The sequence below is a fragment of the Algoriphagus sp. TR-M9 genome (assembly GCF_027594545.1).
GTDB lineage: Bacteria > Bacteroidota > Bacteroidia > Cytophagales > Cyclobacteriaceae > Algoriphagus > Algoriphagus halophytocola.
The window spans coordinates 3,891,905-3,916,629 of record NZ_CP115160.1; the positions used below are offsets into that span (position 1 = coordinate 3,891,905).

The window sequence follows — 24,725 nt, forward strand, 5'->3', positions numbered from 1 at the left end:
TTAAAGTGTATCTGCATTCAGAAGATCAGAGTATTTGACCTGCATCTTGAGTGCCCTTCCGCTGATTTGGGATTCCGTCAATTCGATGGTAAACACCTTGGAATTGGGAAAAGTCACCTTTTTGAAGACATAGATATTTCGATATTTCCTTTCAAAGCTCTCTGTTGAAAACAACTGGTATTCTGGTTCAATCTCTATGGACTGGACATTGGTTGCCTTGAGGATTCGCTTATCCTCGATCTTAAACCTGAGCTGGTCCAGGTCAAACTTTAGGTTTGTTTTGTTTTTGAAGGAGATGTCCAAAAAGATATAATCATCCACCGTGTAGATGTTGTTGACTTGTCCAGTCACTCCATATTCTGTGTTTTGAGTGATTTTATTCTTCTTTTTATCCTTGAATGCTTCCGTCGCAAAAAATCGAAGCTCCTGGTCGCTCATGGGGATCTCACCTACTTCCAATGGAGTCGTATTGATGGGCAGGATTTCAATCTGAGTTTTCAGCTGGCGTTCGTCATGCGCATACCAAAGATCATATTGGGCAATAAATTTCTGGCCGATGATGGTCACCACTCCCAGGGATTTATTATATCCGTTCAAATCAGAAACACTGTCCCGGACTGCCTTCACTCGAAACACATTTTCCAAGGGAATATCTCCGATCATAACATTGGTGGAAATATCTACATACTGGATCGGCTCCGGTGAAAGGAAATGGAGCGATATTTCCTCGTCAATGTAAACTCTGGGAAGCTGCGTTTTCAACAAGGCTCCATTTTGCTGAGCATTAGCCGAAATTGAGACAGCCCAAAGGAAGAAAATTATAAGTTTCAGTTTCATAGTGGATCAGTTTTGGTTTTGGATCATTTTTTCATTTGCCTGCAACTCACTAGGATCGATCAAGAAAACAGAGGTTCCATACTTGATATTGGCTTTGTTCTTTTTGATAGTTTTAGAAACAGCCTGGGAAGTCGAGGTAAACATTCTTTGGAGCGCAGACATATATAGCTGGCTCAAATCATCTGAGTTTTGCTGCATCGAAATATTCATCCCTCCTGTAGTATTGCTACTGAGTTCCTTGGAAAATTCCCTAAAAGCACTGGCTGGAACATACAGTCCTTCCATTCCGTCCACATCATAAATGGAAAGATTAATAGGGCAGATTTGATCTCCCAACATTACGGAGGTAATGTTCAGCTTTACCCGCTGAGCATCATAGCCAGAAATCAAAGCATAGAGGTAAGTCCCTTTTCTGACGATGGCATTCCCAATTAGAACATCATCCAAAAGTCGGATTCTTAGCCTGGCTCCAAGCGTCCCGTTTTTGATATCCTGATCTATAATCGCCTCAATAAAATCCCTCTTCTTTTCTTTGGTGACAGTATTGAACAGGGTGGCCGCAGCATCAGATTTTTGGACTTTGTAAACCTCCCTTTCAATATTTTCTTTTGGAGCGTCCTTTTCCTTTTGCTGCTGCTCTTGATAGACAGGATCATTCGCTTTGGAAATGGAATCTATGACTGCCATTTGTGCTTTGAAGAGATCCATTGGGTCTTCATATTTATTAGCTGGGCTAGTCGTTTTTGCTCCCTCCAATTGATTAATAGCCTGCAACAGTTCTTCATCCTCTTTCGAAAAGGTTTGTTGTCTGGAAATTCCTTGGGTAACTGATGGAACCGGGTTACTGGATTTTGATGGGGCAGAATAAAAGCTTGAGTTTTTTAAAGCATTGTCGATGGAATCCAAAAGTCTCTTTTCCTTTTCGTTATAAAGGCTCTTGATCTGACTGGACTCCTCGACATCCAGTTCCAATCCTTTGATTGCAGTGTAGCCGTCATTCGCCCTTTTGTAGGTCTCTCGCGATGCATCCAGCTTTGTATCGATTGGTTTATTCTGAATCTTCTCTGAAACTTTCCCTATCTGAGCCTGGATACCACTTGTTCCTTGAACGGGTTGGTTTAGGCTGTCCTTGCTGAATGATTTATACCCGTAAAACAGCAAACACAAAAAGGGAAGCATGATAATGGGCAAAATGTATTTCGGCTGTTTAAAGTCAATTTTCATCTTCTTTCGGTTGATTGTTGAAGTATTGCAATTGTTCAATCGCTTTTTCTAGGTAAATGGAATCTTCCTTAGAAATAGATTCTTGGGATATGATCCGTTCAATCTGAGCCTTCAATTCGTTCATCTGCATCGCCCGATAAGAGAGATCTTGCAAGGCAGAAAGTTCACCTCCCAAGTCACCGGGAATGGCATTCAGTTCTTTTTTTATACCATGGGATTGATCCCCCGATTCGGGTTTGAGGACAAAAAAGGTCAGAATGAAAGAAGCCACAATCAGAAGGATCATTGCGCTAAAAATCACTTTCGCATGCCGATCTAGAAAGGTCTTGGCCAGCCCCTCGTATGCTTTTACCTGTGGCGAGAATTCATTTTTGAATTCCTGGAATACAGTCGTATCTCTTACTTTAGAAGGTATTTTTCGAAACATTTGAGAGGTCTTTATTTTCTATGGTTTTCCAATTCGTGATCAATACCCCGTGACTGTTGTTTTCACTTCTGGGGATATCGATCAATTCACCTTCGGTAACTATAGATCTGGTGATCGTTGCGCTTCTTCGGTCGATCTTCTGCTTGCCGTAATAGTGAAACCTGTTTTGGTCAATGACAATCGAATCTGTCTGAATAGATAAAACTGAACTTGATGAAAGGATGGAATTGAAATAGCCTTTCTCTTTCAGGTTGTTGTACTGGCCCACTCCCGTTTCATCCACAAAGTACATGGCCTTTTCCATCTGATATTCGATGTGTTTATCATCGGGAGTCAGGTTAAAAAAGAGGCTGTGAAACAAGTCCACCGCTGCTTTATACTCAGCTGGCCTGTTCATTTGCATATTGGTCTGCTTCGCCAAAATGGGAATGTCTTTGTCCAGGATATAAATGGACTGTCTCGCGTTTGCTACCTGTTGATAGGCATATACTGACACAAACCCACAAATGACAATGGAGGTCAAAAAACTTCCGATAGAAAGTAGGGTTGCCAACCTGATTTTCGATTCTATGTTTTTGATGATCATGCTTAGATTACTTTAGCTCTGGAAATGGTTTTGGTAGCGGATGATCCCATTCTTCCTGCAGTAGTTGCAGCTGATGAAATACCTGAAGTAGATATGATCCAAGTGGATATGGAGGGAACTGTCAGTATAGCGATGGCACTGACGAAAAAAGCGACGATGACAAGCCCGAAGCTCAACAAGCCATTCCCTGCAAACCAAGCCATCTTTTCAAGCCTATCCACTCCGCCTCCTGCGGAAAGCAAATACTCGTACTTGTCGATTTCAACTTCTAGAGCATATTGCTGTAGCCTCCCGGTGATATAGAGAATCAAAAAAGCGACTCCTACATAAAGATTGACCGAGACGAAACGGGCAATCCAGGTTGTAAAAGCATCCCGAAAAGCCGGAAGGATACTGACCACTACCGCAAAAGGCCCAAGTATTACCAGCACAGTAGAATAAATGATCTGGATCATGAAAATGATATAGACGCAAATCCTAAGAATCCACATTGCAATCAGTTCAATAATCTGGGTTACCAGCAATTGAAGGCTGGTTTGCATTCTGATCCGCATTTGCATAATCGGTGAAAGGATTTGGTCTGAAAAGAACCCTTTTACTCCGTCCACGATTACAGTTCCCAAATCCTCATCTGAATCCTCAGCCTGATCCGAAGCCATTTCAGTTACAGCTTGGTATTCCACCAGCTGGTCACCCATCTCCACCATGTAGGCGGCACGATCAAGACGAAGAGAATTATTGGTATCGTTCTGAGTACTGAATAGAGCTTCCGTCTTGGCCGCAATCAAATCAGTGGGAAAAGCAATGATTTGACAGAAAATTGGCCACCACATGAGCAGGATCACCAAGGCGAAGGGTCTTAAAAGCGGCATGATTTCCAACCTCTTGTCCCCTGCCATCATTTCGTAGCATTTTAGACTGAAAAAAATCAGCATGAAAATACAGGCCAAAGTCTGCGCATCCCTGATAAAAGGGTCGGAATGGGCAAAGCCGTAATCTCTCATTTCTTCAAAAAAGGTCATGACGCCTCTATCGTAAATGCTGTTTCCCTGCAAGTAACTGATAGTCTCCTTGTACTCGTCATGGTTGCCAGACTGGGCAAATCCCATGATAGAAAAGCCTAGGAACATTAAAATTCCGGTGAAAAGCTTCTTCATTTCAGGACTTGGGTTTGATTGGCAATTTTTTTGGCTATGTCCTCTTCATCCTGCGAATTTGAAATAGTGAATTCCCCGCTTGCTTTTCGCTCATGAAGCTTCCGAAAGGCTAGCATATTGGCTGACATATCCAGCTTATATTGCCATTTTTCAAGTATATCCCTCATTTCAAGCATAATCCTGTGGTACATTAGGATTCGCTGACCTCGCTCCATATCCAGGGTCTTTGAAAAACCGTAGCGCTCGGAAAGGGAAGCCATGTTGTCCAGATACCATTGATAGGCACCATGGTCGGTCATGTATTCGACAACCTCCGGGGCAATTCCTTGGAAAGCTGAGGAAACAGGATCTTCCAAAGGCTTGAGTTCCTTCTTATAATAGAGTTGATATAGAGGATCCGAGGCCGAAAGTGCACCTGATATCCGAGCCATTTCTGCACTAGCCAAATTCTTAACCGTATCCGAATGTTGTTTGTAGTAGTCGGAAGAGATCTGCATCGCAGCAGCCAACCCAAGCCTCTGGGTCTGCTCTCCGGTGGGTGACAAAGGTCTTCTGTCTAGGTCTGGATAATTGGGATGCAATGCCCAAGTTGAATACCACAAGTAGTTAATAGGGATTCCTAAAACTTTGATGGTCTTTGGATAAAACTTGTCTTCATCCCATTGCTTGAAAACCATTCTCTCCTGTTGGGCAATAATGGCTTTATCCTTAATTAAAGTTTGTCCTTGACTCTTGAGACATATGCAAAAAATGATTGAAATTGTTAGTAAGGTTCTCATCGTGTAAGAGTTTTCTGCTTGATGATAATTTCATTGATCAGCCCTAAATCCTTGTTGACGTAGGATTGATAGGGGTTAAGTGATCGGATTACTCCATTGGCTTTCGCCCAATAGATGCTGTTTTTTGCGGAAAGCATCAGAGCACGGATTACCTGCAGTTCCTTCTGGACAGTATCTAAAAGTTCGTCCCGGACATTGTAATTGATCAGCAGATTATTACCCTCGTTTAGGATCAGGCTTGACACCTCGGCAGCAAGGTTGATGCTTCTGGATTTAGCTTGTGCAGTATATTCTTCGACAAAAAGAAAAAGGAGCGGATTATCAGAGGCAAGCTCGAATGCCTCAGCTGAAATTGATTTGATATCCAGGACAGTCTCACCAATTATCTTTACCTGAATTGCATCCTTAAATCCTTCATTGACCTGAGTCAGGGACTTGACTATCATCGTCTGAACCATCGCCAAACTGGATGAATTGACAACGATATCATCTGTATTTTGCTTGATGACATCCAGCGTTTGGTGATACCCAATTTCGCTGACATTCCTCATAGCGGCATTTGCATTGACAATCGCAAAATGGTTTCTGTCAAACACCACCGTCACTGATTGGGAATATGCCTGAGCGACATTGATAAACAGCAAAAAGAAAATGAGCTTTTTCATCTGGCAAGTGTTTTGGCGTTCTGAATGATTTCTTCTACCAGTCCCATTTCTGTTGCCACATATCCCAAATAAGGGTTGACTCCTAATTTTCCCTGCAAATGATGCTTTAGAGTTTGGGAAGCGTTGTAAGAAATTCCGTTGATCTCTTTCAGTTCCTCAATAATGTGCTGAAAAAGAATCCTTCGATCTGAGACTTTCATTTGGTTGATTACTCCAATACTGGCCGATAGACCGAGGAGGTAATTCATCAATGAATAGGATCGTTGGACAAAGAGCTTTTCTGTCTCGACGGCAAAAAGGAGGAGAGCAGGATCTTGCTTGCAGTAATACAGGATCTGTTGTTGGTTATCAATGATGGAATTGACCAAAGGCCCGGCAGTTGAACCTATTCCGATTGCATCGATGACTATGGAAAGCTTGGCAAATCGTTCCTGAACCGTTCTGTATTTTTCTTTGACCGTTTTAACCAGGTTGTTATTGACTTCCTCGTTGACGGCATTTTTCCCCTGATTTTCTTTTGCCTCCTTTTGCAAGTTGTACTCGGACTTAGATTCCTCTACCAACTGATGAAGAAGGGCAACATTCGTTTGCGCAAGACTTGTCCCGATATTGGCAAACAGAATAATTAAGCTTAGAATCAAAGTTTTCATGGCTGCAGGGTTTTGGCTTTTCTGGCGATATCCTGGGCGAGTTGGATATCCAAATTGATGTACCCCTGAAAAGGATTTAAGGCCTTGAAAACTCCCTTCATCTGGGCAAAGTACATGGATCGATACATGCCGTAAGTGTAGGATCTAAGGATTACCATTTCATTCAAGATTTGGTTGATCAATCTGGATCTTTCTCCGGCATCCATGAGGTTATTTTCTCCACCTTTCAGGACAAAAGAACTGACCTCCAAGGCTAGGGAAGTTGCTCTTTGTTGAAACATAGTAGCGTTTCGCTCGGCAAACAGAAGTAAAGCAGGATTCTCACCTGCCAATTCCATCACATCATTTAAATCGCCTGAAATAGCAGTCGCCATTCGTGCGATTTCCTTGACATTGGAAAGGTTTGTCAAAATGGAACTAACCTCGGAAAGACCTTTGTAGATTTTGTCCTGCATCGTATTAACAATGGTCAGGTTTCCAGTGATTGCTAGCTGGCCCCGTTCAATCAAAGTCAATCTTTCATTGGTCACCTCAAGTTGTGAATCTATAACTAAAGCATGGGCGGCGGTAGCAGCCGAAACAGCCGGGTCCACATAAACAGTCTGACTAAAAGTTGTCTCTGAGAAAAGCAGCAATATGAGTAGTTGAAGATGCCTCATCATGCTATGCGGTAATTCGGTGAAAGAAATGTATCAGTGAGTGGACATCCTTCTTTGTTAACCTTCTCGAAAAAACTATGAAGACTTAGATTAGAAGTAGTATAATCCTCTACAAATGCGTCCAAACCCATTTTATAGCCTCCGAATGCATTGGCATAAATTTCTACTGCCGATTTTTCTGGCTTTTCCGTGGTGTAGGTTAGGTATTGGAACAGCGAAACCTCTACTCCATATACTTCGCCTGTAGCCCCTCTTCTAATGTAAACTTCCTTGAATCTGCCACGCCCTTCCTGGTTGTCCAGCTGGTTGATGGTAAAAATCTTCCTTCGTTCCTTCTCACTGATGGAAAGCAAAGAAGCTATCTGTGAATAGTTGTCTTTAAACTTGGTTTGGTCTAGGAGGCAAATCGTATCTGAATTGTTGATGATACTGTCCTTCACCACTTCATTCCCGATGATATCCCCAAGTTCCTGGGTAACTACAATCGCCTCCCCCCAAAACTTTCGCACCGTTTTATACAGATACAGAATATACCCTGCCATCAAGGGAGAAGCGATGGCCTTCCATGCCTCTTCAATGATCAGAGCTTTCCGGTACTTGGTTCGAAATCTCATTTTCTGGATAAATACATCCATGATGATGAGCGTCACTATTGGAAAAAGAACCTTATGCTCCTTGATGCTGTCAATTTCAAAAACCACAAAGGATTCGTTGAATAGGGATTGGTCAACCTCTTCGTTTAGCAGATTTTTAAACTCTCCACCTTGGTAGAATTTTTTGAGCACAAATCGGAATTCATCCAGTTCAAACGTGATTCGCTCACGCTCCATAATTTCAGGAATTGTCTCTAGGGCAAAGTCATAAAAGCTATTGAAGCAAAGCCGATCAATCTTGCCTTCATCAGAGAAAAATGAAGAATAATAAGCTGAAATGGTGTAAGAGATCACATCTGCTTCCACCTGTGAAACGGTGCCGTCAGCTGTCTTCCAAAGAAGTGAAACAAGCGTCAGGAGATAGTCTTTTTTCTCGATGTTGTACTCCTCTTCAGTGATGGCAAAAGGATTGGTTGTAATGGGTTTTTCTTCAGTATAGGTAATGTATTTGCCATTGTAATATTGACACAGTCCTGAATAGGAATGTCCCGTATCCACGATCACTACATCCATCAGCCACTTAGGATCAGGTTGCTTGTTCCACATGCAATACTGCTCCACTAGGGCATTCATGAAAAATGATTTTCCCGATCCGGAAGGCCCCAATACAAACTTGTTTCTATTGTTGATTCGATTAGTCTGCATGGGCAAATCTGAGGGATCAATTTTCAAGGGGATTCCCTGTCTATCGGTGAATCGAATCTGAAAACCGCTTTTTTCATCTTGATTCAGTGATTCTTTAAAGAAAAAGCACAGCGCTGCATCTGCTGTGGTCAAAAAGTAATCGTAAACTTTCAGTTCAGCTGTATTGCATGGAAGGACAGTCCTGAACAACTCCAATTGGTTGTAGGAATTTTTATTGGCAATAATCCCCTGCTGAAACAAGGATGACTCTACATAGTTGCAAGCTCCTTGGATATACTCTTTCTGTGCCGAAACCAAGACATTGAAATGACAATTGACTAAGAGCTGATTGTTCCTTGTCACATCCTCCAATAACCTGTTAATGTCCTGGACACACATATCATTGGCAGGATCTGGAATTCCCGAATGCCGCTTTCGCTTGACTTCAAGTTTGTGTTGGGTTGGTCTTTGCTCTACGATCTCGATGACTTGATTGTAAACAATGGTTTGGAAGTTTGGGACATCAAATAGAAAACCCATGTTATCAACTGGAAATCCTTTGAGGCTATCCTTATCACTTCTTTCTGAATGGGACGCTATCGTTTCGGGAAGCTCTACCTTATCAGTATCAACAAGTGAAATTGATCGGAATGCCCTATCTCCACTTTCCACTTGTTTTTCTACCGGCACTAAATTGTCCAGTACAATTCTATCCTGGTAGAAATTCATACTTAGAATCCTTTTCACATAGCGGTCAATCTCGGTTTTATTCAGAGCATTAGATTTAATCCCTGATCGCTCAAAAAGGTCTGTTACCTTTCCGATGGATTGAATAAAATCATTCACTGATTTTTCACTATACCTTCCTTTTGACCGCTTGGTGATAACCAAATAGGTATTGTGGGAAACGTATTCTCTGCCCTGAAAATGCTCATCATATTTCCGCTGCAGGTACTCCTTTGAACTATCCTCATGATAGCTTTCAGTGGAAAAAACATCCTGCTTTTGGATCAAATGACCTTCACCTAATATTTTGATGACATTCGTATATAGCTGGTGAAAAAAATCGTACCTGGAAGGGTCTGCTGAATATTGGACAACAGGGTTTTCAAGTTTCAGAATGAATCCGAAATCCCCATTTAGATTAAAAAGTAGATGGAATCCTTTGAATTCAGTCTCTATACCTGCGTAGGGCAACTTAAATTCATTCCTTTTATTCTTCAATATCATTTTTTAGGTTTTAAGGATGTTGCGATTTGGAACACTCCTACATGCCTTGTTTTGCTATGCAGTCCCTTTTTTTGTTGCTGAGAAGTAACCAATAGACCAAATACTATTGCTGAAATTGTGATTATACCTCCTGCTATCATGCTGGTCAAACTTCCGATAACTCCACCCAGCACGACTCCGATGATCAATGAGGCAATTCCCCATCCGATAAATTTTCCTTGAAATCCACGATATATAAGGGGTTTTTGAAGCCCCTTATATATTGGAAATTGCTTAGCCATTAGACACCGAAAAACGCCTTGATGACCACACTCACCAGTACTAGGAAAATGCAGGACCCCAGCCATCCCATCAACTCTTTGTTGATATCCTGATCGCCTTGGTTCCACTTGCTGTACACTCGGAAACCTCCAATAATCCCGACCACTGCACCGATCACCAGGCAAAGACTTGCGACGGGATCTACATAGGTCAATAGCGAGGATTCAGCTGCAGTAATGCCTTGGACTCCCTGGGCATGTGCAGAAATTGAAACAATGGCCATTGCTAAGGCACTTGAGATCTTTTTTGTAATTCTGTTGAACATGATATTTGTGGTTTTAGTAAGAAAATATTTCATGGACTATATTGAATTGGTTGTAAAGTTTTAGGTAAGTGGAACTCCGTAAAGTCCGCCAAGAAAAAAGCTGACAGTTGCGAGAAACAAGCATGCTCCAAACCAGCTGATCACTTGGACATCAATATGATGTCGGCCCATCTGCCAATTGTTGTAAACCCGTAGGCCTCCCAGTAACCCTGAGATAGCTCCAGTAACAAGAGATAGTCTTGACAATGCGATGTAGAAAGATCCCATATCTGATTCTACCTCTTGGAATTCTTCCACGCCCGGAGGAGTCTGCGCCAACAATTCCATGCTAGGCAAAGAGAGAATTAACAGGGAGCAAAAGAGAAAATGAATTGGCTTCATGAGAACACTACTTTCTTTTTCATTTCGATTGAGTTCTCTTTTGCCAAAGCAAACAAGCAATCTAGGTTAGTCACCCCGCCCGTTGACTTGACAGGATTTGTCTCCTTGAATTCCATTTTCTCCTCTTTTCCCTCTGCGTTATTTGAAGCGGGTTTTTCAGATTTTGGAGTTGATTTGTTTACAAAATCTTCCTCCTCAACGACCATTGGCTTTTCGTCAAATTCTGATAGATCTGACTGGAATGCATAAGAAGGCCTTTCCTGAGATTTGGCACGATGCGGTGTCCTTAATACATCAAAGACGACGTTGACTGCATAGTACACAACATAGAAAAGAGCTAGGTATAGAAAGAAGTCTGTCCAATTCATAGCTTTAGTTGATTTAGTGATTTTTTGATTTCGTTGACCAGTTCAGGATTGTTTTCCAGAAAATCCCTGCATACATAGTTCACTAGAGAGGTGACCTTGATCCCAAACAGGTAATTCACGTGTTTGAAGACATCCTCTATTTTAGAATCCATCCGTATCAGTCTCCGGCTTTCTCCATTTACTTTATAGTCTCGAATTCGCTCTAGTAGCTCATCCACTTCTGGATCCCTCTCCTTCTTTTCTACCTTTCCACTGTTGATGGATTCTGGCATTTTTTCTTCCCCAGAGGTAGGGATTTCGCCTCGAACTCCTTGTACTAGTTTGTTTATATAGTTTCCACTTCCCATGAGGATTCGTCTATGTAGTCATTAAAAATTTTGTTGAAAATTGGGTCGAGAATTGGATCCAATGTTTTTGGAGAATAGGAAGTAGTTATTCTTTGAAAATCAATCCTATCCGAAACCGGTGCGGTCAATTCCCCAAACTTGCTGAGTGCCTGATTGACGCTGTCCAGCGTTTCATATTTCACCGAAGTTTTCACTCGGTTTGGAATCAAAATGATTTTGCTCTCCGGGTTTATCTTTTTGACCACATAGCAAAATTCAAAAGTGCTTGTCACGCTGTATTCATCGTAACAAAAGGGACATATGATCAACCCTGAATCTTTAAAAACCTGTACCAGATTGTCATCATCCATCGTCCCTGCCAGGTCAATGACAGTAAGCAGGTTTGGATTCCGAGTTGCTACCTTGCTGATATTCCGGAAACCTGAAATTTTCGATAGCTCTACTTCATACAGCTTCTCATTTTCCAACAGGTCAGAATTAAGGTGCTTGTTATACAAAGACTGCTGAAAATCCATATCGATGACTTTCACCTTCCTATTCTTCTTTTGGACTGAAAAGTTGGAAAAGAGTGCTGCCAAGGTACTTTTACCGACGCCTCCTTTCTGATTGGCAAATAGAATGATCATGGTTATTTTTTTATCTGGTGATTTCATTGTCTCCATTGCGTTTTTTCCTCCTTTTCCTTCCGTGGGCAGCCTCATCATCTTCGTCATTGGCTACATGTAGTATGGGTATCAAGTCGAATTCGTCTTGGCTTTGTCCTGAAGAATGCTCCTCGGATAGGGCTAAATACTCGTCCAAAGCCTGTAGTTGCTTTGACTGAAGAATATCCTTGGTGGAAAGAATTCCTTGTGAGGTATTCAGGTAAGTATCTCCTTCTCTCCGATCAAACCTTAGTGAATGATGCTCTAGTCCTTGCTGGATAGTGGAAAAGTCATTGAATGCTGATCTTAGCTTTACCTTACCTTCAATGAGATTAATTGCCTTGGACTTGTCAGTTTGAAATTCTTGCTGTTTCCCTTCCGCTTCAAGCAAGCGCTTGATTGGAAATACCTCACTTCCTTTGAACACAATCTTATTGGCATTGTCTATCAGTGAATAGCCGTAAGGTGTCTTTGCATCCTTTCCATGAAAAATCAATTGAACACCAAACTTGGCAGAAAGGAAATCCCCTAAATCCGAGCGATAACCAAGATGCTTAGCTGATACACTCCCGTGTTTCGGTTCAAATAATGGAATTGGGTCAGTTTTGTAGATTTTGGAATACTTATCCAGAATTGCTTTTAGCTGATTTGCCCTAGTCTTATCCAATACATAGGACTTGAGCTTTTGATTAATTTCAGAAATAGGGATTCGCCCCTGGACCGATCCGTATTTGATCAATTCCAGTTGTTGATTCGTTTCCTTGAGCTTGTATCCAAGATTCTCTAAGAGCATCATTCCCTGAGCTTTTGTACTGAATCTGAATTCTTGAAGTGCATCAGTTGTTCTATTTGCCTCTTGTTTTGGATTCAATCTCATGATCTCATTGATCGCTTCCTGAGCTCTTATTTTTTCAAAAGAATCATTGATCTTCTTTCCTTCCTTATCAATTCTTGAGGACACTATATGGACATGGTTATTGGCCGTATCCTTGTGAAAAACTATCAGGAACGGATTCTGCCCATAGCCCATTTTATCTACCCACTCATGCGCAATATCAGTCAGCTCCTCTTTTATATATTCTCGCTCCTTGCAGCTGATCATGGCATGAAACTGCTTGTCTCTGACTATGGAATTTCGATTAGAGTGAGCAATCAAAAAGTTCTTCACCTCATTCGGACCTATTTCTTTGGTGTCCTGGAGATACCCAAAATTGAGCAACCTCATCAGTTCCCCTTTTTCATTTTGGGTTTTATTGGTGTTGTAGGTCACGCCCTTAAAGCTGCTCGTGCTGGAAAGAATTTTAGCCCTCATCTGATTGCTTGATAGATTTGTTTCAAAAGCCTGTTCATAAAATCTCGGTGCTCGATATGCTTTGACATTAGCGTGGTATGATCTTTAAAAACAGAGGGAGAAATTTTGTCCCTATAGGTATTGGCATGTTTTGCCAATTGGTTGATATTATTGTTCACCCTAGCCTGTTCTGAGACTAGTTTTTCAATTGAATTCAAGAGTCCAGTGAGGTCAATGATTTTGGCATCTTCGCTGCTCAGCTTTATCCTGATCAATTGACTCAATGACATCTTTAGTGACTGACTTTCCTCTTTCAATCGGGTATAGATCTCCGGTTTTAACCTGACAGATACCCAAGAAAGATTCTCTCTTTTCTCTTTCATGGCTGCGTGTTAGCAGGAGTAAAGAATTGGAATTGTGCGGTGAAAAAAAATACCTAGAAATGCGCAAAAATGACAAATAGGCATATATGCGTATATAGAAATATATATACGCATATATGCCTAGAGCGCGGGTTTACACCCAAATATTTGAATTATGAATAAGCGTTTAGCGAGTTGATCAATTCCACCCGGTTTTTACTCTCAGATTTTTTGTAAATCGCCTGAAGGTGTTTATTTACCGTTCTTTCTGAAATAAAAAGTATATCTGCGATTTCTTTGCTTGTCAAACCTTGAGCTGCCTGTTCCGCAACTTCGCACTCTCTTTTGGTCAACCCCAATTCCACACACCTTTGGTTGAAAAAAGCACTTTGATCAATTTGAGTCTTCTGATCAAATCCATTCAATTTTTCAAAAGCCTTTCTGTTTTCGTAAATCTTATTTCTTATAAACAAAAAGGTAATGATGATAAAACCAATATTAGTGCATAAAACCTCAAAAAGTTGAGATGCATCTACATAGCTAAATACAGGTAGCAATACCCAAGGACACATTGCCATATATGTCAAAACCGCTTCCACAGGATTTTGTGTGCCCTTGAACTTTTTCCTTATACAAAGAAAAATTTTGACATCTAGGTAAATGGCATAGGCCAATGGAATTGCCAAGCCGTACCAAATGGTGAAAGGCAAATCATCAAGCAAAGGAAGACCTATCAAAAAGAATAAGACGAATGGAGTTATAAGGAAAATCCATATGCCTACTTTGGAATCCCATTTCAATTCATCTAAACCAAAAACCCGGTAGAAATAGTATGGAAAAAAAGCTCCCATCACAAAGCCAGATCCATAGGCAAGATTTAATTGAACCTTTTCAGAAAATGGCAAATTTGGATCTGGGTATAAACCTCCTGTAATATTGTAAAGAATCAATAACCCCAACAAAATCAGATAATATTTACGATTCTTATCAGCAGGATTTTGGAGGTAAAAAACCAATTGCGATACGAAAAATAATACCTCGCATACTACGAAAATAAACGTCACAATATGCATATCTGAGCCGAATACGGTCATATCAAATCCTTTCTATAAAAGTTAAACAAGAAGCCAAATTGATTTGAAGAGGAATAAACTGAAAATCCCAATTCCTCATACCACTTGAAATTGCGCTCAGTTGATGTTTCCAAACAGACTGGTAGATTCCTTGCTTCTGCCATGTTCAGAATAGAATTCATGAGATTGGAGCCCTCTCCTTTTCCCTGGCTTTCTGGATCTACACCAATAAACCAAACATAGAGGAAAGGTTCTTTAGGCTGAGTTTCTTCAATGCTTGATTCCCGTTTTAGCACTTGCGGGATTTTAGGTATTCCAATTCCTTGAAGGGCCAATTTCAGATCCCAAACCCATAATTTAAAGGGCTTGCTCTTCTGATCTGAATATTTAATCAAAGCGCAAGAATTACCGGAATCAGAAACAAATACTTCCCCATTTTCCAAACAGTTTTCTAAACTGTACTCCATGAGAATTTTCCTTCCTTTTTCAGTTTGCCCGACTACAAAGTCCACGGACTTATTCCCTTTAAATGACTCTACTAAAATGTTGATGATTTTTTTCCGATCCTGTTCGATGAATTTTCTCATGAATAAGTCTTTTAAAATTTAACCGAGTTGCGAGGTGAAATCCCTCCATTTTGGATGATTCTGCCAAGAATCTCTAAAAGGGCAAGTTCGTGTTTGGGAGAAAAATTCGTCAGAATTTGTGTCACAAATACACAACTTGCATGGCACACGCAAAGGATGCCTTAGCCCTCATTTTCTACAAAAATCCTGTTACTAGTTCAACGGTTCAAAAGCCGTCGCCGTATCGCAAAACCATAAAAGTTTAAAATTGAATTCCAACTCTTAAGATTATTGACTTGAAGCTTTGCACTTCTTTCATAATATATCTAGATATTCCTATATCTGAATATATATCTGTATATCCAGACATACCAAATCTCAGAAATACAGTAAAACAGTTTCGAAATACACTTATAAGCATATATTTGCCAAATAATGCCATTTCGTAAACTGGAAGAAAGAAAACCTATTCTTTTCTCCAAATTCAAATGGATTCTGATCATGATAAATCACAGAAATTGGATAATATGTAGATGCAGACTTGACTATTCCGTGTGAATATATCTACATATACAAATATATGGTTTTGCGATATTTTTGAAAATTATATAGCTTTAAAAAAAGTAAAAACTGACTACTAGTGACTGAAAATCAGCGAATAAAAATCATCCGAAAATTTTTAGGTATGACCCAAGTGGATTTTGGTGCATCCATAGGATTGACGCAGGCTGGATATTCAGATATTGAAAGAGGTAAAAACAATGTCTCCGGCAAAATAAAAATCATGCTGAAGCAGGTGCACAATGTGAACTTAACTTGGCTGGAAAGCGGTGAAGGAGAAATGATGGACTCCACCATCCCAAATGAGGAATGGAGTCCTGAAAGATTTGCTGATGACCAAAAACAGATCGAAAACCTAAAAGTAGAAATCGAACGACTCAACGCTGAAAACAAACTTTACCGTGAACTTCTGGATTCCAAACTCAAGATAATAGCGACTTTGGAGGAGAGGTTTGGAAAGGGGTAGATGGATCAGTATTTGGCTACATCGAATTACTTATTTTTGCTAGGCGCGCAACGAAAACCTAGTTGTCAGCTTTCGTTTTTTTATGGTCAATATGACTTCTGAAAATTGAATCCGCAAGTCTAGTACCTGTGGATGCTAGCTTAGACAATACTTTTAATTGTTCAGCGCAGGCAATGCTATCTGTTTTTACAGGGTAGTTAATAGAATGATCAATTTCGCCCCAAATTTCTTCGAATAAGGTTCTTACTTGAATTTCACAACAAAAAACATTTTCTTTTGGATTTGGCTTAATAACATAATGAACGCTTGTGTAACTATCTTTTCGATTGGATTTTATGCCTAGTTTTTCGAATTCTTCAGACATATCTGGATCCCATGTATAGGCCTTTGGTGGTTCATATAAAGTCCATTCACCATTGTCAATCTGCTTCATTATTTCATTATGAATTATTCCAAATTGGTCAAAATATAGGTGTAGTACTCTAACGCCAATCAAGTCTGTAATTTCATTAAACAAGTTGTCCGTAGTAATCTCCTTCCCCTTTTCACTTTCCTTTCGGACTAATTTTTCTTCTAAATGATTTACATCCTTTAATCTGGACTTAACAGAATGAACAACTGATAAATGATCACTAAATGCAGGGTTGTTTTCAAAGAAATCCTTTACTCTTTTCCTGAATGATTCAAGTTGAAATTGAGTCGTAGGGTTTTGATAAAATGCTAATACCTCATCAAATTTATTCATATCACAAATTATTTAAGCGCTCAATAAGGGAATGTGCAAATGCGATATATTTCTCCTTGGTTTCTCTATATCGTCCATAACTTCCTTGATTGATGGGTTCAATCTCCCTTTCGATTAACCAATCTCTGTTGTTTTTATAGAGGTTGGAATACTTATCAGGAACTTCCCACATAGGACAATTTAGACTTTGAGCAACAGAAGGAAAGGTATTATGTGAGTGAATAACAGCATCACCCCCAATTGGCTGTTCAATTTGTTCCTTTGATAAATGAACTCGATTTGATTCTTTGATGAATTCCTTGATAACTTCTGGTATTTTTTGGACATAAGAAAAATGTGCTTGAGCTAGGTCATACTCGTTTTTATCTGTGCTATATTTTTTAGCGTTGTATATAGTGTAACCAAGAAATTGCACAAATTTTTCGGGGAATTTGGTTCGTTTGTCTGATGAAATTAGATTATAAATTGTTTCAAATTCTCTTTGCCAAAGGTTTAAAGATGAACCAATGTTTCTTATTCCGTAAAGACTGAACATATCAGGTTGTGCTGGAATGAAAAAACCATCTACCGTAGATATAATTGTCTTATTTAAAATCCCTAAACTAGGTGAAGTGTCTATTATGATGTAGTCGTAGTTATATTTTGCAGAATATAAATTGCATATTTCACGAATTTTCGTAATTGTTCTAATTGCGAGATTATCACTTTGATATGCTCCACTCCATCTTTCTGCGAGTTTGTTTTCAAACTTATGAATCGAAAGTCTGCCAGGTATTAAATGGAGGTTTTGTGCCAATTCTACTGGTGGTGGAATAATATCAAAATCACTTAAACCGTCTTCTGTTGGTTTTAAAAGAAAATGAATACTTCTTGGTTTTTGAAGAAGTTCATTGTTCGCATTGAATTTTTCGAAATCATCCACGAACTCATCTTCTTCTAGCCAAATCTTATGTAGTTCTTCTGTATCAATTCCGCAGATTGTAAGGTTACATTGAGGGTCAAGGTCTACCATCAACGTTTTTTTTCCAATTTCATTCAAGGCGTGGCCTAAATGATATCCCAAAGTTGATTTTCCAACTCCTCCTTTATTATTAAATAGCGATATTATTTTCATATTTTGTTTTTTAATGAAAGCTACCGGTTTGTGCAAAAAATTGGCGCGTTTAAAAGTACTTAAATGTCGGCCGAAGACAAAGCTGGCTGATTGGCCCTAACCTTTCGTTTGGCCGTCAACCTGCGCTATTTTTTGCACTTTGTTGGGGGTAATTATTTATTAAATACTTCAAAAATCATTTTCAAAATTTGGTCAATTCCTGTCCAGTCATAATTCTGCATTAATTCCGGGTTTGACTTGCAAGCTTTTATTCTCTTATCAAACTTTTTTTGAACTGTAGCTTTATCTACAATTTCACCTTGATATTTTTTTAATGCGGAATCAAAGCCTTTCCATTGGATCGGAATTAGTTTTTGCTTATCAGTTAAAGTATCCTCTCCTAGATACATTTCAATGCTACCAGCAAGTCCATTAATATTCATTGTTGTTATTCCCGTAGGGCCAATTGTTGGATAATCTTCTAAAAAATCAAAAGGAGGGTATTGTACGATTCTAATGTTCTCTGGAATTCTTGTTTTTGAGAGTCCTCGAATCGCAGATTCTGCAGCAGTATCATTGTCAAATAGTGCAATAATTTTATTCCGTATATCTGCACCAACAAAGGATTTTATGCTTGCAACTAGTGAACTTGCGCTTCCAGAGGCATTTGATATACCAAAATCCATAAATGAATAATATCCTGCTAAGTGAGGGTAAAGCAATTCGAGGGAGTTTTTAAGAATTTGGATATCGGAAGAGCCCTCTGTTAGGATTAGAAATTTATCTCCTATTTCATAGTCATAAGTAACGGCCTCAATTACTTCGTCATAAACAGATTCAGGTTCGTCCTCATAGTATCCTGCCTCAACTAACTCAGTAATATCGTAGGTTACTTTCTCATCAGGTTTGGCGAGTTCTAATATTGCTCTTAATAATGTTCTTTGGTCATAATCGTAGGGGAATTTGTCAAGTCCATATCGTTCTTCAAGTAGATAATTAACAACAGGGTTCTTGGAAATAGGAGTTTTTTCATCAGGAGAAAACCCATATTCATTTTCAATGATTTCTTTTGAGGCTTCTAAAAAATCCGACAAGCTAGAATTATTCAGAAGTTCTAATTCTGTATTTAACCTGTTGGTCATTGATTCACTGCTATTGAAGTTCGGGTCTGCCAACCATTCCTTGAGTCTTTCTACTGATTCTTCTTTAGAGTTCTCAAAAGCTTCTTCAACTCTATTCATTGTAAACCCAATTACATTTAGTCTGTCCTTGAGATTTTTAGCAGTACTTACATATTGAATAGCTCTTTCGGTTTCTTCAGCCTCGTCATCCCTTCCGTAAAGTAGCTTAAAACGATCACCTACTTTTCTATCAAATTCAACCAAGTCCTCCGGTTGAAATACAGATAGGAGGAATGGGTCAACTTCATTTTTTGTAGTTGCTATTGGAAATTTTGAAATATATAATTCACAATATGACCCCATCTTTTTTAGTTACCCCCAACTATTGTATATTCCCAAAGGAGATATCTCTCCATTATGGGTTGATATCCTTAATTAGTTGGTGATATTTCCCATTTATTTGACACCCATACTTATCTCATTTCTACTTTAAAAAGACATTTTAGATAAATGGCACCATCAAGAAAAGGATTATTCCAAACAAAAAAAATACCCTGTACTGAAATAGCCCCAAAAAGTTAGACACTATTTGAAGGCAATTTTATGAAAGGTAAAAAGAAGTATTCTGTCCTCTTTAGGAAAGAGGCAGTTGATCAAGTGATCCACGATAAGCGATCAGTATTTAAAGTAGGTCAGGATTTAGGAGTTGATAAATCTCTTATTCGTAAATGGGTTCTCTTGTATCAAAAACACGGAATTATGGGCCTTATGCCTATTTCAAATAGAGAATATCCTCCTGCATTCAAGGTCAAGGCTATTGAGACCATGCGAAAGAAGTCGTTATCTTTATTGGAGACCTGTATTCAGTTTAATATTCGAAGTCCTGGTTCCTTGGTCAAATGGATAGCTCTTTATGATGAAAAAGGCTCTGAAGGTTTAGCAAGGAAACAAAGTGAACCAAAATTTCCCATGGCCAAAAGAATCAAAAAGCCCAAAACCAAGGAAGAAGAGCTCCTGAAGGAATTAGCTTCCCTGAGAGCTGAAAATGCATATTTAAAAAAGCTCCATGCCTTAATTCAAGCCGACAAAGAGAAAGAAGAAAAGCGGAAGTCATCCAGGAATTAAGGCAGTCTCATGCATTATCAGATCTGTTAGTGCATGCTGGGATGGCCAGAAGTACCTTTTATTATCACATAAAACAATCCAGAAAGCCGGATAAATATCTGGAAGCCAAAAAGGCTATTTCCAGGATCTATAAGGAACATAAAGGGCGAATGGGCTACAGGCGCATCAAATTTCAACTTAGAAACGAAGGCATGATTCTCAACCATAAAACAGTTTTGAGATTGATGCAGGAATTGGGAATCCAGAGTTTGATTCGGACAAAAAAATACAAATCCTATAAGGGGGAAATGGGTAAAGTCGCTCCAAATCTTTTAGAACGCAACTTTAAAGCTTCTATGCCAAATGAAAAATGGGCTACCGATATTACGGAGTTTAAAGTCACTGACAAGAAACTCTACTTGTCTCCGATCATTGATATGTTCAATGGAGAGATCATCAGTTATACCATGTCAGAAAATGCCAAATTAAAGCCTGTAATTGATATGTTAGAGCAAGTGGAACGCCCTATTGCGAAGGAAAAACCGGTAATTATGCAATCAGACCAAGGATGGCACTACCAAATGAAATTGTATCAGGATACATTACACAAAAAGAACATTGTCCCAAGTATGTCCCGAAAAGGAAATTGCTTGGACAATGCGATAATAGAAAATTTCTTTGGAACCCTTAAATGTGAATTGTTCTATCTAAAAAAGTACAATTCAATCAATGAGCTGAAAAAAGAAATCAAAGAATACATCCATTATTATAATCACAAAAGAATCCGATTAAACCTGAATGGAATGAGTCCAGTGAGTTATCGAATCCATTCACTAAATTCAACATAACAAGAAAAAAATGTCCAAAAATCTGGGGCTAGTCTAGTACTGGGTATTTTTGTATATAAAATGAGAAAAACTGAATGAATCACTGTCTAATTTGATTTCCAGTGACAACATGAGACTTCAAAAGCTCATTCAAATCCTCAAATCCCATATATCGACACCTTTGATCGGTGACTTCTGTTTGAAATCTCCATATTACTTCAACATCTCTAGGATTAATTTCGAGAGTCGATATCAGCTTCTCAAATTTATCTCTGCTACCCTTTAGCATCTTCAAGTCCCAATCAGTAGAAATTGCATTGTTACGGCAATAATGGTATAGTTGGGCTGCTTTCATAAAAAATCTCGTGTACTTTTCACCGGTGGCATCGTTATCCAAATAAAGGTCCACCACCTCATATTCTGCCAAAACATCCAGGATCAGACTTAATTTTAAATTGGCAGTACTGTTCAAAATAATGGCTTTGAAATCAGTTGCTCTTGACAATTTCAAGTGACTCAGAAAGTCAAACCAACCTTCGAAGATTTTGATCCTATCAGGAGTTCCAAGAATCTGGATAGAAATACCTCCTCCTAAAATATTCCCTTTGAAAATGGAAGATCTAAGCACCCATCCACCAGATTCATTGGGAAAACCGACAGCGAAGTACTTTTTCCCTTTATTTTCCCAATGTACTTCCTTAGCAAAATTGGAAATCTCATCAGGCTCTAGCCCCCTGGTTCGTATGTAATTGACCAAAGCTGGATGAGAAACCTTCTTCACACTTTCAATCTTAATCTTTGGAGCAGCTTTAGGCTTATTCTTTGGAACCCCTGTTCTCTCTGTTGGCAAATCAGAAAGTTGCTCAACTGACTGGGCAAAGGTTTTATTTTCGAAAACCTGAACAGCTTCCAAAACATCACCTCCTCTTCCTGCAGCATGATCATACCACACATTGGTTCGATGATCCACTGCAATGGAACCGGTCCTCTGTGAAAGAAAACCAAAGAAATGCTCCTTTCCTTGCATCCCTTCATATTTCAGTGCTCCGGCACTCACTAAGCCCTGAAAGTAATCTATAATAGAGAAGTCCCTTTTGATTCGACTTGCTTCATGTTTTAAATCAGAATAATTCATGGTTGTTTTGTGTTTAAGTGTTTTGATTAGTTGAAAAAGACAGTTGATTTACAGCCACTTGAAATCATTAGCTTTTTTTCTTTTGCTGACATTTGACAGAAATACATCAAAAAGAATAAGAAGGGTAGGAGGTATAGGAATTCGTACGGTTCGTACACCTCGTACCCCTCGTACCCCTCGTACAGTACGATTCGTTCGAATCCGACTATTCCTCGATTTCAGCCTGTTTCAACCACTTTCGCACGGCTCCTTCTGATACACCCAATTCCATGGCGATTTTCACATTCGAATAGCCATTCTTTTTCAGTTCAAAAGCTTTATTCTTTACTTGGGCTTTATCAGCTGCATCGAAGTGCTTTAGATGCTCTGACTCTTTGCTATATTCTAAAAATTTGAAAGAACTGAAATTAGACTCCTTGCCGATTTTGCAGACCACTACATTCTCTGAAGGAAATTGAAATGCTCCGTACCGGACTTTAATCTGTTTCAAATATTTTATCGAAGGATCTTTTTGACTCTCGCCTACTGCGAAGCAGGAGTCAATAAGATTGATAAAACTCTTACTTCCCTGAATATCATTCCTACTGATGGGAGCGAACAAATTCCTCTTGGGAGTATGAGCAATCAACAAGATCGACCAGCCATACATCTTCTTTAGGTTGTTTAGCCGAATCAGAAACGGAGTAGTATTTTTTGCTTTTTCATTGTCAGAAATGACACAGGACAGATTATCGATCACCAGGATCTTTGCCCCGGACTCAGTAGTTTGGCTTTCAATCTCACGAAAGAGAAAGGATTCGTAATCTTCTACCGATTCATCATACCCGTATGGGTTGATTTCAGCTCTTAAAAAGTGCTCACTGAATTCGAAATGGTCAAACAAGATGTCTTTATCCCTATCGTGTTGGGCATATCGCATTTCAAATTGCTTGGCTGTCAATTCCAAGTCAAAGTAAATTACTTTGGATTCAGGAAGTTCCATTTCGAGGCCTAACGTTGAAGTGCCTTTTGTCACACTATCGATGATTTGAACTGCAAGTAGAGATTTACCCTGATTCGTATCGGCAAAGAGGATACAGAGCTCTTCTTCATACCAAAATGGGCCAAATATCTTTTTGGGAATTGGTTTACTTTTGGCTTCGTCTATCCACTGGTTCGCGGATTTGATGGTTAAAAATTCACCATTTTTGGGAGCCTTTAAATTAGATTTTTGATTTACTGAAGTCATACTTTTTGGCATTAAGATTCCAGGCAACATTATTTCCCAATGCTGCTATTAATTATTTAAGAATAAATTGATTAGATCAGTTGATCACCAAGAGTTGGCGCTGATTCGGGAGAGATGAAAAAGTTGGGAGATCAGTCTTGCCTAAGTTGACTTTGATTGAAAGTTTTACCAATTTAGTACACACTTTTAATAACAGAAGGTTAAAAGACAACTTGGAACTGCCCACTGGCTTTTTCAACAAAAGGAAAGGATGGCCGTCCTTTCCTTTTTAATTTTCAAACTCTCCAGCATAAAATCTTTCCACCTCTCTCTGGTGGATAAAGCGTCTTTTCCCTCTGAACATGGAGCGAAATTCCTCTCCCCTAGATTCAGAAACGGACTCCATTTTGGAAATGGAGTAATGAGATTTCACACCTGTAGCCTCCATAAATTCCTGAAGTGATAACCATTCGTTTTTGATTGATTTGTCGGAATCCCCCGAACTCATGTTTGCGATTTTTTCTTCCAGCTTGTTAAACTTTTCTTCAAGCCATTTTTGGCTAACAGCTGAGAACGGAATAAAAGTGTCTTGATTCATCTTGTTTTGAGTTTGATTTACTCAAATATAGACAAAAAATATAAAATCGGTCACTCGTGTCCTATTTTTTAAAGAATTAAATATTTATTGGCTTCAAATGATAGAAATGGTGCATTTCGGTATCAAATTTCTCATTCAGCCATTTTTTTAATTTCGAAGATACTCCTTCACCTTCGTCATCTGCCATCCTGAATTGCAACCTAGTTACCTCAGGCCAATTAAGAGACTTGTACTCTAAATAGTAATCAAAGACTTCCTTGACGGCAGGGATACTCATAATCCTACTAAAAAGCTCCAAATCAAGATGACGTAAAGCTGACAAGAACCGAACTGGTCCAGCCACTACATACAACTCAGCTAAATCCTGATTGATATTCCAAAGGATCTCCTTTACCTCTCTGTCCTCAAAAATGGAATCAAAATAGTCAACGATCCTTTCCAAGGTTATCTTTTCATAGGCATCATTTACTATCATAGATGGAATAAACTCTACTTCCAAAGAATCCTCAAAGTAATCGCGAAGCATTTCAATATAGTTGACCTCCTCCTCTATTACTCTGGATACTTCACGGTCTAGAGCACTAAGGTCTCCATCATGATCCTTTACAAATTTCATCCCGATCCTAGAAGCAAATTTGGTTTTGACATTCTTGTATCGAACCATGACGTACAGTGGAAATCCGGTGGAAGATTTACCAATCTTTTCCAGCTCCTTGCCATAGTAATGTTTGATAGCCAGCTTGGTTTTCTTTTGCATAG

At 39.2% G+C, this 24,725-nt stretch carries 30 protein-coding genes; 3 read left to right on the forward strand and 27 right to left on the reverse strand.

Annotated elements, in window-relative coordinates; genetic code table 11:
• The 20 genes from traN to PBT90_RS16515 form a co-directional block, all read right to left on the reverse strand.
• Complete coding sequence (gene traN, locus PBT90_RS16420; RefSeq protein ID WP_270130084.1) at positions 1–837, reverse strand: conjugative transposon protein TraN; 837 nt, start codon at positions 835–837, stop codon at positions 1–3.
• Positions 838–843: 6 nt separating this feature from the next.
• Entirely contained in the window at positions 844–2,061 is a 1,218-nt protein-coding gene (gene traM / locus PBT90_RS16425) for a conjugative transposon protein TraM (protein WP_270130086.1), read from the reverse strand.
• On the reverse strand, positions 2,051–2,488 hold the full coding sequence (locus PBT90_RS16430; protein WP_270130088.1) for a hypothetical protein: 438 nt from the start codon (positions 2,486–2,488) through the stop codon (positions 2,051–2,053). Before PBT90_RS16430 ends, traM begins: the two co-directional genes overlap by 11 nt.
• Positions 2,466–3,074, reverse strand: coding sequence for a conjugative transposon protein TraK (traK, locus tag PBT90_RS16435; RefSeq protein ID WP_270130090.1), 609 nt, complete (start codon positions 3,072–3,074; stop codon positions 2,466–2,468). Before traK ends, PBT90_RS16430 begins: the two co-directional genes overlap by 23 nt.
• Positions 3,075–3,076: 2 nt before the next feature.
• Positions 3,077–4,231 (reverse strand): plasmid transfer protein, encoded by a 1,155-nt coding sequence (locus PBT90_RS16440; RefSeq protein WP_270130092.1) that lies wholly within the window; start codon positions 4,229–4,231, stop codon positions 3,077–3,079.
• Complete coding sequence (locus PBT90_RS16445; protein WP_270130094.1) at positions 4,228–5,010, reverse strand: TroA family protein; 783 nt, start codon at positions 5,008–5,010, stop codon at positions 4,228–4,230. Before PBT90_RS16445 ends, PBT90_RS16440 begins: the two co-directional genes overlap by 4 nt.
• The gene (locus tag PBT90_RS16450) at positions 5,007–5,675 is read right to left on the reverse strand and encodes a hypothetical protein (protein ID WP_270130096.1); all 669 of its coding nucleotides are present in this window, start codon (positions 5,673–5,675) and stop codon (positions 5,007–5,009) included. Before PBT90_RS16450 ends, PBT90_RS16445 begins: the two co-directional genes overlap by 4 nt.
• Entirely contained in the window at positions 5,672–6,325 is a 654-nt protein-coding gene (locus tag PBT90_RS16455) for a hypothetical protein (RefSeq protein ID WP_270130098.1), read from the reverse strand. Before PBT90_RS16455 ends, PBT90_RS16450 begins: the two co-directional genes overlap by 4 nt.
• Entirely contained in the window at positions 6,322–6,987 is a 666-nt protein-coding gene (locus tag PBT90_RS16460) for a hypothetical protein (protein ID WP_270130100.1), read from the reverse strand. Before PBT90_RS16460 ends, PBT90_RS16455 begins: the two co-directional genes overlap by 4 nt.
• Positions 6,984–9,491, reverse strand: a complete 2,508-nt coding sequence (locus tag PBT90_RS16465) for a TraG family conjugative transposon ATPase (RefSeq protein WP_270130102.1) — start codon at positions 9,489–9,491, stop codon at positions 6,984–6,986. Before PBT90_RS16465 ends, PBT90_RS16460 begins: the two co-directional genes overlap by 4 nt.
• Positions 9,488–9,772 carry a DUF4133 domain-containing protein gene (locus tag PBT90_RS16470; protein WP_264807648.1) on the reverse strand — a complete coding sequence of 95 codons (285 nt, stop codon included), beginning with the start codon at positions 9,770–9,772 and terminating at the stop codon, positions 9,488–9,490. The genes PBT90_RS16465 and PBT90_RS16470 overlap by 4 nt, the downstream gene beginning before the upstream one ends.
• Positions 9,772–10,077 carry a DUF4134 domain-containing protein gene (locus PBT90_RS16475; protein ID WP_270130105.1) on the reverse strand — a complete coding sequence of 102 codons (306 nt, stop codon included), beginning with the start codon at positions 10,075–10,077 and terminating at the stop codon, positions 9,772–9,774. The genes PBT90_RS16470 and PBT90_RS16475 overlap by 1 nt, the downstream gene beginning before the upstream one ends.
• 60 nt (positions 10,078–10,137) lie before the next feature.
• Entirely contained in the window at positions 10,138–10,458 is a 321-nt protein-coding gene (locus PBT90_RS16480) for a DUF4134 family protein (protein ID WP_270130107.1), read from the reverse strand.
• Positions 10,455–10,826, reverse strand: coding sequence for a hypothetical protein (locus tag PBT90_RS16485; RefSeq protein ID WP_270130109.1), 372 nt, complete (start codon positions 10,824–10,826; stop codon positions 10,455–10,457). The genes PBT90_RS16480 and PBT90_RS16485 overlap by 4 nt, the downstream gene beginning before the upstream one ends.
• Positions 10,823–11,173: a hypothetical protein gene (locus tag PBT90_RS16490; RefSeq protein WP_270130112.1), complete on the reverse strand. Its 351-nt coding sequence runs from the start codon at positions 11,171–11,173 to the stop codon at positions 10,823–10,825. The genes PBT90_RS16485 and PBT90_RS16490 overlap by 4 nt, the downstream gene beginning before the upstream one ends.
• Positions 11,152–11,799, reverse strand: a complete 648-nt coding sequence (locus PBT90_RS16495) for a ParA family protein (RefSeq protein WP_270130114.1) — start codon at positions 11,797–11,799, stop codon at positions 11,152–11,154. The genes PBT90_RS16490 and PBT90_RS16495 overlap by 22 nt, the downstream gene beginning before the upstream one ends.
• 10 nt (positions 11,800–11,809) lie before the next feature.
• On the reverse strand, positions 11,810–13,129 hold the full coding sequence (locus PBT90_RS16500; RefSeq protein WP_270130116.1) for a relaxase/mobilization nuclease domain-containing protein: 1,320 nt from the start codon (positions 13,127–13,129) through the stop codon (positions 11,810–11,812).
• On the reverse strand, positions 13,126–13,491 hold the full coding sequence (gene mobC, locus PBT90_RS16505) for a plasmid mobilization relaxosome protein MobC (protein ID WP_270130118.1): 366 nt from the start codon (positions 13,489–13,491) through the stop codon (positions 13,126–13,128). The genes PBT90_RS16500 and mobC overlap by 4 nt, the downstream gene beginning before the upstream one ends.
• A gap of 152 nt (positions 13,492–13,643) precedes the next feature.
• Positions 13,644–14,564: a helix-turn-helix domain-containing protein gene (locus tag PBT90_RS16510; RefSeq protein WP_270130120.1), complete on the reverse strand. Its 921-nt coding sequence runs from the start codon at positions 14,562–14,564 to the stop codon at positions 13,644–13,646.
• Positions 14,561–15,130, reverse strand: a complete 570-nt coding sequence (locus tag PBT90_RS16515) for a GNAT family N-acetyltransferase (protein WP_270130122.1) — start codon at positions 15,128–15,130, stop codon at positions 14,561–14,563. The genes PBT90_RS16510 and PBT90_RS16515 overlap by 4 nt, the downstream gene beginning before the upstream one ends.
• 619 nt (positions 15,131–15,749) lie before the next feature.
• Here PBT90_RS16515 and PBT90_RS16520 point away from each other — a divergent pair.
• Positions 15,750–16,136, forward strand: a complete 387-nt coding sequence (locus PBT90_RS16520) for a helix-turn-helix domain-containing protein (protein WP_270130125.1) — start codon at positions 15,750–15,752, stop codon at positions 16,134–16,136.
• Positions 16,137–16,194: 58 nt separating this feature from the next.
• Here the strand turns inward: PBT90_RS16520 and PBT90_RS16525 are convergent, their stop codons facing one another.
• From PBT90_RS16525 to PBT90_RS16535, 3 genes are all read right to left on the reverse strand, one after another.
• Positions 16,195–16,881, reverse strand: a complete 687-nt coding sequence (locus PBT90_RS16525; RefSeq protein WP_270130127.1) for a RelA/SpoT domain-containing protein — start codon at positions 16,879–16,881, stop codon at positions 16,195–16,197.
• Position 16,882: 1 nt separating this feature from the next.
• Entirely contained in the window at positions 16,883–17,995 is a 1,113-nt protein-coding gene (locus tag PBT90_RS16530; protein ID WP_270130129.1) for a ParA family protein, read from the reverse strand.
• A gap of 152 nt (positions 17,996–18,147) precedes the next feature.
• On the reverse strand, positions 18,148–19,458 hold the full coding sequence (locus PBT90_RS16535; RefSeq protein ID WP_270130132.1) for a HEPN/Toprim-associated domain-containing protein: 1,311 nt from the start codon (positions 19,456–19,458) through the stop codon (positions 18,148–18,150).
• Between the two features lie 240 nt (positions 19,459–19,698).
• On the opposite strand from PBT90_RS16535, the gene PBT90_RS16540 reads away from it, so the two are divergent.
• Entirely contained in the window at positions 19,699–20,220 is a 522-nt protein-coding gene (locus PBT90_RS16540; protein ID WP_264807667.1) for a transposase, read from the forward strand.
• Complete coding sequence (locus PBT90_RS16545; protein WP_264811456.1) at positions 20,145–21,047, forward strand: IS3 family transposase; 903 nt, start codon at positions 20,145–20,147, stop codon at positions 21,045–21,047. The genes PBT90_RS16540 and PBT90_RS16545 overlap by 76 nt, the downstream gene beginning before the upstream one ends.
• A gap of 79 nt (positions 21,048–21,126) precedes the next feature.
• Here PBT90_RS16545 and PBT90_RS16550 read toward each other — a convergent pair whose 3' ends face one another.
• From PBT90_RS16550 to PBT90_RS16565, 4 genes are all read right to left on the reverse strand, one after another.
• A complete protein-coding gene (locus tag PBT90_RS16550; protein ID WP_270130134.1) occupies positions 21,127–22,161 on the reverse strand; it encodes a toprim domain-containing protein in 1,035 nt (344 codons plus the stop codon).
• 205 nt (positions 22,162–22,366) lie between these two features.
• Positions 22,367–23,389, reverse strand: a complete 1,023-nt coding sequence (locus PBT90_RS16555) for an AAA family ATPase (protein WP_270130137.1) — start codon at positions 23,387–23,389, stop codon at positions 22,367–22,369.
• A gap of 268 nt (positions 23,390–23,657) precedes the next feature.
• Positions 23,658–23,966: a hypothetical protein gene (locus PBT90_RS16560; protein ID WP_091692320.1), complete on the reverse strand. Its 309-nt coding sequence runs from the start codon at positions 23,964–23,966 to the stop codon at positions 23,658–23,660.
• 76 nt (positions 23,967–24,042) lie between these two features.
• Positions 24,043–24,723 carry a hypothetical protein gene (locus PBT90_RS16565; RefSeq protein ID WP_270130141.1) on the reverse strand — a complete coding sequence of 227 codons (681 nt, stop codon included), beginning with the start codon at positions 24,721–24,723 and terminating at the stop codon, positions 24,043–24,045.
• Between the last annotated feature and the right edge of the window lie 2 nt (positions 24,724–24,725).